General features: G+C 49.6%; 9 protein-coding genes. 4 read left to right on the top strand and 5 right to left on the bottom strand.

Features of this window, described 5'->3' with window-relative positions:
• Nucleotides 1-55: 55 nt before the first annotated feature.
• Nucleotides 56-331: a GIY-YIG nuclease family protein gene (locus VIN66_RS03210; RefSeq protein WP_331922641.1), complete on the bottom strand. Its 276-nt coding sequence runs from the start codon at nucleotides 329-331 to the stop codon at nucleotides 56-58.
• 112 nt (nucleotides 332-443) lie between these two features.
• Between VIN66_RS03210 and VIN66_RS03205 the strand changes: the two genes are divergently transcribed.
• From VIN66_RS03205 to VIN66_RS03195, 3 genes are all read left to right on the top strand, one after another.
• The gene (locus VIN66_RS03205) at nucleotides 444-1,694 is read left to right on the top strand and encodes a DEAD/DEAH box helicase (protein WP_331922640.1); all 1,251 of its coding nucleotides are present in this window, start codon (nucleotides 444-446) and stop codon (nucleotides 1,692-1,694) included.
• Between the two features lie 135 nt (nucleotides 1,695-1,829).
• Nucleotides 1,830-2,228, top strand: a complete 399-nt coding sequence (locus VIN66_RS03200) for an antitoxin Xre-like helix-turn-helix domain-containing protein (protein WP_331922639.1) — start codon at nucleotides 1,830-1,832, stop codon at nucleotides 2,226-2,228.
• Nucleotides 2,225-2,938, top strand: a complete 714-nt coding sequence (locus VIN66_RS03195) for an RES family NAD+ phosphorylase (protein WP_331922638.1) — start codon at nucleotides 2,225-2,227, stop codon at nucleotides 2,936-2,938. The genes VIN66_RS03200 and VIN66_RS03195 overlap by 4 nt, the downstream gene beginning before the upstream one ends.
• A gap of 9 nt (nucleotides 2,939-2,947) precedes the next feature.
• Here the strand turns inward: VIN66_RS03195 and ppiC are convergent, their stop codons facing one another.
• The 4 genes from ppiC to VIN66_RS03175 form a co-directional block, all read right to left on the bottom strand.
• A complete protein-coding gene (gene ppiC / locus VIN66_RS03190) occupies nucleotides 2,948-3,226 on the bottom strand; it encodes a peptidylprolyl isomerase PpiC (RefSeq protein WP_226767688.1) in 279 nt (92 codons plus the stop codon).
• A gap of 272 nt (nucleotides 3,227-3,498) precedes the next feature.
• Nucleotides 3,499-4,620: an agmatine deiminase gene (aguA, locus tag VIN66_RS03185; RefSeq protein WP_331922637.1), complete on the bottom strand. Its 1,122-nt coding sequence runs from the start codon at nucleotides 4,618-4,620 to the stop codon at nucleotides 3,499-3,501.
• Nucleotides 4,621-5,520, bottom strand: coding sequence for an N-carbamoylputrescine amidase (aguB, locus tag VIN66_RS03180; protein WP_206109667.1), 900 nt, complete (start codon nucleotides 5,518-5,520; stop codon nucleotides 4,621-4,623).
• Between the two features lie 182 nt (nucleotides 5,521-5,702).
• Nucleotides 5,703-6,335 (bottom strand): peroxiredoxin-like family protein, encoded by a 633-nt coding sequence (locus tag VIN66_RS03175; protein WP_331922636.1) that lies wholly within the window; start codon nucleotides 6,333-6,335, stop codon nucleotides 5,703-5,705.
• Nucleotides 6,336-6,493: 158 nt separating this feature from the next.
• On the opposite strand from VIN66_RS03175, the gene VIN66_RS03170 reads away from it, so the two are divergent.
• A partial coding sequence (locus tag VIN66_RS03170) for an FAD-dependent oxidoreductase (protein ID WP_331922642.1) occupies nucleotides 6,494-6,617 on the top strand: 124 nt, incomplete at its 3' end.

The following is a 6,617-nucleotide window of genomic DNA, read 5'->3' as shown; positions in this document are numbered from 1 at the left end:
CGGCAGACGGCGCAATAAAACACCTATCATCAGATAGGCCAGGATCAGCACAAAATTATCCATCAGACTCACTTTGGTTATAGTCAGCAACCAGCGCCAGCTTGGCACTTCTGGGTAACTGTTTCAGTTGATATTCGGCTTTTGCCGCACTGCTTTTATCAGGCAAACTTTGTTGAAATACCAGCGTCAGAGGGCCTTTACCACGCAGCGCCTTAGCTCCGCCTGTTATTTCACCGCGATGCTGGCGTAAGCGCCGCATCGGGTCAGTACTGATACCGGTGTATAAATGACCACTGGCGGTTTGTACCATATAAAGGTACCAGTTGCTCACTACACTAACTCCGCATGATGCTGTTCTGTTATACTGCGCACTTTGCTCTGGGCGCTATACCGATAAAAACGCCTGACAGCACGGGTCAAGGTTAGGTAAATCAGGAATTTTAATGTCATTTCAATCTCTCGCACTGGCTTCGCCCATCTTACGCGTTCTGACAGAGCAGGGTTATGCATCGCCTACGCCGGTGCAGCTGCAGAGTATACCGGTCATTTTAGCGGGTAAAGACGTTCTGGCTGGCGCTCAGACCGGTACAGGTAAAACAGCAGCTTTTACTTTACCGCTGCTGCAGCAAATGCTCAATGCACCAAAGGTCGTAGCTGCAAACCAGGTACGGGTGCTGGTATTGACGCCAACCCGTGAACTGGCGCAGCAAGTGTATGATAATGTGCGCAAGTATAGCCAGTACCTTAATCTACGTTCTGCCGTGTTTTACGGTGGTGTGTCGATAAGGCCGCAGTATGACGAAGCAGCGTTAGGCCTGGACGTACTGGTCGCGACGCCAGGCAGGCTGATTGACCACCTGCATCAGAAAACCGTTGATTTATCAGCGCTGGACGTGCTGGTGCTGGATGAAGCTGACCGTATGCTGGATATGGGCTTTATTGTCGATATCAAACGCATCATGGCGAAATTGCCTGGGAAACGACAAACGCTATTATTTTCAGCAACCTATTCAAATGAAATAAAACAACTGGCCGATGAGCTGCTCAATAGCCCTCAGCTGATTGAAGTTGCGGCCACCAATGCCGCAGCAGAGCGGGTTGAGCAACTGGCTTATCTGGTTGACCGTCATCGTAAACGTGAGCTGCTATCGCATGTTATTGGTAAAAATAACTGGCCACAGGTACTGGTGTTTGTACGCACTAAACATGGTGCTGACCGGTTGGCGAAACAACTGGCAAAAGACGGTTTAAAGTGTGCGGCTATCCACGGTGATAAAAGCCAGAGCGCACGCACTAAAGCATTGGATGATTTCAAAACAGGCAGTGTGCGAGTACTGGTGGCAACCGATATCGCCGCGCGTGGGCTGGACATCAACGAGCTGCCTTATGTAGTGAATTATGATCTGCCGCAGGTGCCGGAAGATTATGTACACCGCATTGGTCGTACAGGCCGGGCAGGCAACAGTGGTGTGGCCTTAACGCTTATCACGCCTGACGAAATTAAAGCCCTGCAGGATATTGAACGGTTAATTCAGCAGGTGATCACAGCGACAGTGCTGCCCGGTTATGAACATGACCCTGATTATGTTACGCCCGAGCAAGCTCAGGCCCGCCACGGCGAAAAAGCCAAAAAACCGATGAAGAATGGCACGCTCAAAGCTAAGCTCAGAGCAAAAGCGCTGGGTAAAGCCTAAGCTCAGAGGCCATCAGTGCAGACAATCACAAGCAGACCATAGCGTCTGCTTTTTTTGGGTTGCAGATTCTCTGTGTGGACTATTTATGTAATTTGGTCTATATTGATACTATCGATGTAGCGGGTAGAGGCGGTTATGCAGCTAGTTCAGTCTGATAAGCAAAGCCAACGGCAGATAGCGGCCACCGGTCTGAAAACGGTATTCGCTATTCTGGATAAATGGCACTGCTCTGCAGAGCAGATACAGCGTATTTTACAGATATCCAAAGCCGCTTATTATAAATACCGCAATGACCCCGGCAGCGCGAGCCTGACGCAAGACCAGTTAGAGCGTATAAGCTATCTGCTGAATATCCATAGCAGTTTGCGGCTGCTGTTTGATAACCCGCAAAACCTGTATGGTTTTATGGCGATGTCTAATCACAACCCCTATTTTAATGGCCTGAGCCCGCTCGATGTTATCAGCAGTGGTCAGTTTTCTGCGCTGTATGAAACCTATAAACATATCGACGCACTACGTGGTGGCCAGTGGTGATAAAGGCTGTTTTTACTGCTTCGGTGCTGGCTGAAGTGAAAATACAGCAACAAAAATGCTTCCGGCTGATTAATTCGAAATATCCGCCGCAGTCAGTATTTGACGATGTGGCTGATGCTGATGAATTTGACGCCTTATTTGCGCTGCAAGCGCTAACCAACCCCAGATTAAAAGCGATGGCCGGTAACCTGAGTCTGTTACCAAGCCGTGATATTCCATTTGGTATTGCCGGCTGCTCTTATGCAGTTGCGCCTTTTACCCATGTCAGTCCGGCAGGGAGCCGTTTTTCTGACGGACGTTTTGGCGTGCTATATCTGGCTGATACGCTTAAAACAGCTATTAGCGAAGTGGCCTATCATCAGAACAAGTACTGGTCTAAGGTACCTGAGCTGGCGTACGAGCGTTTTGTATTTCGTGCCTTAAGCTGTGAGTTTTGTGATGTTACGCTGGCAGATCTGACGGTTTTACCAGGCACTGATGCCGTCTATGCGAAAGAAGATTATGCAGCGGCTCAAACGCTGGGGCTAAAGCTGCGCGGCAGTGGTAGTGCCGGTGTGCAGTATCACTCTGTACGTAGCAGCGGCGCTGTATGCTGGGGCTTGTTCAGCCCGCGCTATGTGACCAAAATGGTACAAAGCGCTCACTATGAGATGATTTGGCAAAACGGCGGTATCAGTGCGATAAACAAGATTATCAGTTGCAGTGAATAAGCCACTAAGCTAGCTGCGATACAGGGTTTTGATCAGGTGAAAACCAAACTGGGTTTTCACTGGTCCCTGAACTTCCAACACCGGGCCTTTGAACACCGCATCATCAAAGGCTTTTACCATCTGGCCTTTACGGAATTCGCCTAAGTCTCCGCCTTTTTTGCCGGACGGGCACAGCGAATGCTGCTTGGCTAACTTGCCAAAATCAGCACCTTTGGCTAATTGCTGTTTCAGTTTTTCTGCTTCTTCGCGGGTTTTTACCAGTATATGTAAGGCGCAGGCTTTGGACATCGTTTTACTCTTCACATTTAGAGTTAAAAGACCGCTACGGTTACAACATCCATTTTGGCTTGCCACAGCAACTCGTTCGCTGCTTACGCGCTCTCTCAAACACTCTGTGGCAACAAAAATGGAGTTCTAACCTACGCAAGGTTAGACCGTGCCATCGGTAAAACAAGGTAACAACTAAACAGGGCGTCTGCGGCATGGAGGCCGCAGAGGAGCCTCCATGGACGGATCCACGGCGTCCCTGTGTGTTGTTACCTTGTGGAACTATGCACTTGTTACTTTGTTCCGCAGGGCTGCTGTTGGGTAATACAGTGAATATTACCGCCACCTAACAGAATTTCCCGCCCCGGCACAGTAACCACTTTATGCTGTGGATACAGGCTTTGCAGAATTTCTGCCGCCACTTTATCATTCGGGTCATCAAAAGTCGGTAGTATTAAGCCGCCGTTACACAGATAAAAGTTAATGTATGAGCCAGCCAGCCGAGCATTAGCCTCGCGTGGAATGGCGCTCATGGTCGCATCTACCGTGGCATACTCTTCAGCTTTGGCAATAATAGGTGCAGGCACCGGCAGTTTATGCACTTTAATTTTGCGGCCTTTGGCGTCGGTAGCGGCTTCTAAGTAATCCAGCGCCGCTTTGCTGCGGGCATACTGCGGATCAGATTCGTCATCCGTCCAGGCCAGTACCACTTCGCCCGGCTTAACAAAGCAGGCCATATTGTCGATATGGCCATCGGTTTCATCATTAAAAATACCGTCTTCTAACCACAGTACTTTATCGATGCCCAGATAATCGCGCATCTGCTGCTCGATTTGCTCGCGGCTTAAATGCGGGTTACGGTTTTTGTTCAGCAAACACTCGGCTGTGGTTAGCAGTGTGCCTTCACCATCAACATGAATAGCGCCACCTTCAAGTACAAAACCTTCAGTGCGGTAACGTGGCAACTGCTCAATGCCAAGAATTTTACTGGCAACCTGGTCGTCTTTGTCCCAAGGGAAATACAAACCACCGTTTAGACCGCCCCAGGCGTTAAAGGTCCAGTCGATACCGCGTACTTCACCGGCTGCGTTGGTTACGAAGGTTGGGCCGGTATCACGACACCAGGCGTCGTTATTGGAAATCTCCACCACGCGGATAGGGAATTTTGTGCCCGCATCGGTCAGCTGCGCCAGGGCGTTAGCATATTGCGCCGCCGAGGCACCTACGGTAACCGGTTCAAAACCGGCAATGGCTTTAATCACAGTAACAAACGCCTGCTGCGCAGGTTTAGCACCTAAGCGCCAGCTATCAGTGCGCTCAGGCCATACCATCCAGGTTTGTTTATGTGTTGCCCACTCAGCAGGCATACTAAAACCATCAGCGCGTGGGGTAGAGGTTAAATTGCGAAACGCCACTTAATTACCACCTTGTGTTTTAGGTTGCTTGGTTTCACCGTCTTTGGTCAGGACAGCGCCGTATAAATCAATGCGGCGGTCGCGGAACATACCCCAGGCGCGGCGGGTAGCAGCAACGGCATCTAAATCAAAAGTGTGTACCAGTACAGCTTCTTCGGTTTCACCGGCTTCCTGCACTTTGGCACCGGTTGCATCAGCAATAAAAGAGCTGCCGTAGAACGTAATATGGTAGTCGCCTTCGGTTTCAGTACCAATACGGTTTGACGCGATAAGCGGTGTTAAGTTTGCTGCTGCATGGCCTTGCTGCGTGCGTTGCCAGTGGTCGCGCGAACTGATTGTTGGGTCGTGTGGTTCGCTGCCGATAGCGGTTGGGTAGAACAGCAGCTCTGCACCCATCAGTGCCATGCTGCGTGCACACTCCGGAAACCACTGATCCCAGCAGATACCCACGCCGATACGGGCGTATTTGGTATCGAACACTTTAAAACCGGTGTCGCCAGGCGTGAAATAGTACTTTTCACTGTAACCCGGGCCGTCTGGAATATGGCTTTTACGGTAGGTACCCAGGTTTTCACCGTCAGCATCAATAATCACTACGCTGTTATACAGGCAGTGGCCGGCACGCTCATAAATGCTGATTGGCAGCACTACATTCAGCTCTTTGGCTATTTTCGTAAAATGCGCCACGGCTTTGTTTTCTGCCACTGTAGTAGCAAATTCCAGATATTCTGGTTTTTGTTTCTGGCAGAAGTAATTACGTTCAAACAGCTCCTGCAGCAGAATGATCTGTGCGCCTTTTGCTGCGGCGTCACGCACTAAACGTTCGCCTCGGGCAATGTTTTCATCGACATTCCAGCCGCCAATCATTTGGGTAGCAGCAACAGTTACATTACGCATCAGTCATCTCCGGCACAGGGTAAAACCAACAGGCTAGCATCAGATATAACGCTTGCCAAACAGGGCGCGAAAAATGCCGTATTTTTATGCTGTCGTCAACGCTTTTCCGGAAAAAAACAGCAGCAGAAACGCGAAGTTTGTCTGCTGCTGTAAACAGGTGAGAGACAACCTGAAAATTGCAGAGCTTATTGCAGCGCTAACTCAGCCGCTTTTAGCAGTAACTCACTGTGCAAACGGGTTTTGTAGTTGATATGCACATAGTTAAATAGCGCCTCGCCTTGGGTATTGACGATATACACTGCTGGCACTGGCAGCACGACTTTTTCAGTGCCAGCTTCGGTGGTGAGCAGGCTGCCTAGTTTACCTTTATAGGCTGCAGCTGTTTTGTCATCCAGGTAATAAGCCAAACCAAAAGCACTGCTGGCGCTGAAATTACTGTCTGACAACAAAGTGTAATTCAGCTGCTGTCCGCCAGTGTCTTTCAGACTTTTATTAATAGACGCTACGCTGTCTGGCGTTATCGCTATCAACTGGTAACCGAGTTTTTCAAGTGCGGGTTCAATCTCCCGCAGTGATGCCAGCTGTGCATTGCAATACGGGCACCAGCCGCCGCGGTAAAATACCAGTACGCTGGGCTTTTGCTGCACCAGTTGCTGTAGTGCAACGGTTTTACCATCAGCTTTAGTTAAGCTGACCTGCGGTATGCTCAGTCCGTTTAACAGCGGAGTGACCTGTTCTGGCGCGTTGGCAATGGTTGGCGCAGCCATAAGTTTGATGCTGAACAATATTGCCGAGGCAGCAATAAGATAACGTGTCATGGTGTATGTCCTTGTTGTCAGATGAACTGTCAACACAGACAGGGCTAATGCAGTTTTACTTTCAACAAAAATATAAACTTTTGCGTCTGAGCCTGAGATTTTCTTTTTTGGCAGGCCCTGGCGTACAATACGGTTAACTCTTCACAAGACAAAATGTTATGACTACGACAGCACAGCAGTTTGATATCAGTATCGTTGGCGGTGGCATGGTGGGGGCGGCTATTGCAGTGGCACTTAGTCAGGCCGGTATGCGGGTAGCTTTAATCGAAAAACAGCCCCCGG

This window comes from Rheinheimera sp. (assembly GCF_036568245.1).
In the GTDB taxonomy this organism is placed as follows: domain Bacteria; phylum Pseudomonadota; class Gammaproteobacteria; order Enterobacterales; family Alteromonadaceae; genus Alishewanella.
Note: the sequence above shows the minus strand (reverse complement) of the source record. Positions and strands in the feature narration are given on the sequence as shown.

Excerpts from the sequence above, each read along its gene's own strand:
- ppiC (WP_226767688.1), bottom strand. The coding sequence starts at position 3,226 with ATGTCCAAAGCCTGCGCCTTACATATACTGGTAAAAACCCGCGAAGAA.
- VIN66_RS03175 (WP_331922636.1), bottom strand. The coding sequence starts at position 6,335 with ATGACACGTTATCTTATTGCTGCCTCGGCAATATTGTTCAGCATCAAA.
- VIN66_RS03205 (WP_331922640.1), top strand. The coding sequence starts at position 444 with ATGTCATTTCAATCTCTCGCACTGGCTTCGCCCATCTTACGCGTTCTG.
- VIN66_RS03200 (WP_331922639.1), top strand. The coding sequence starts at position 1,830 with ATGCAGCTAGTTCAGTCTGATAAGCAAAGCCAACGGCAGATAGCGGCC.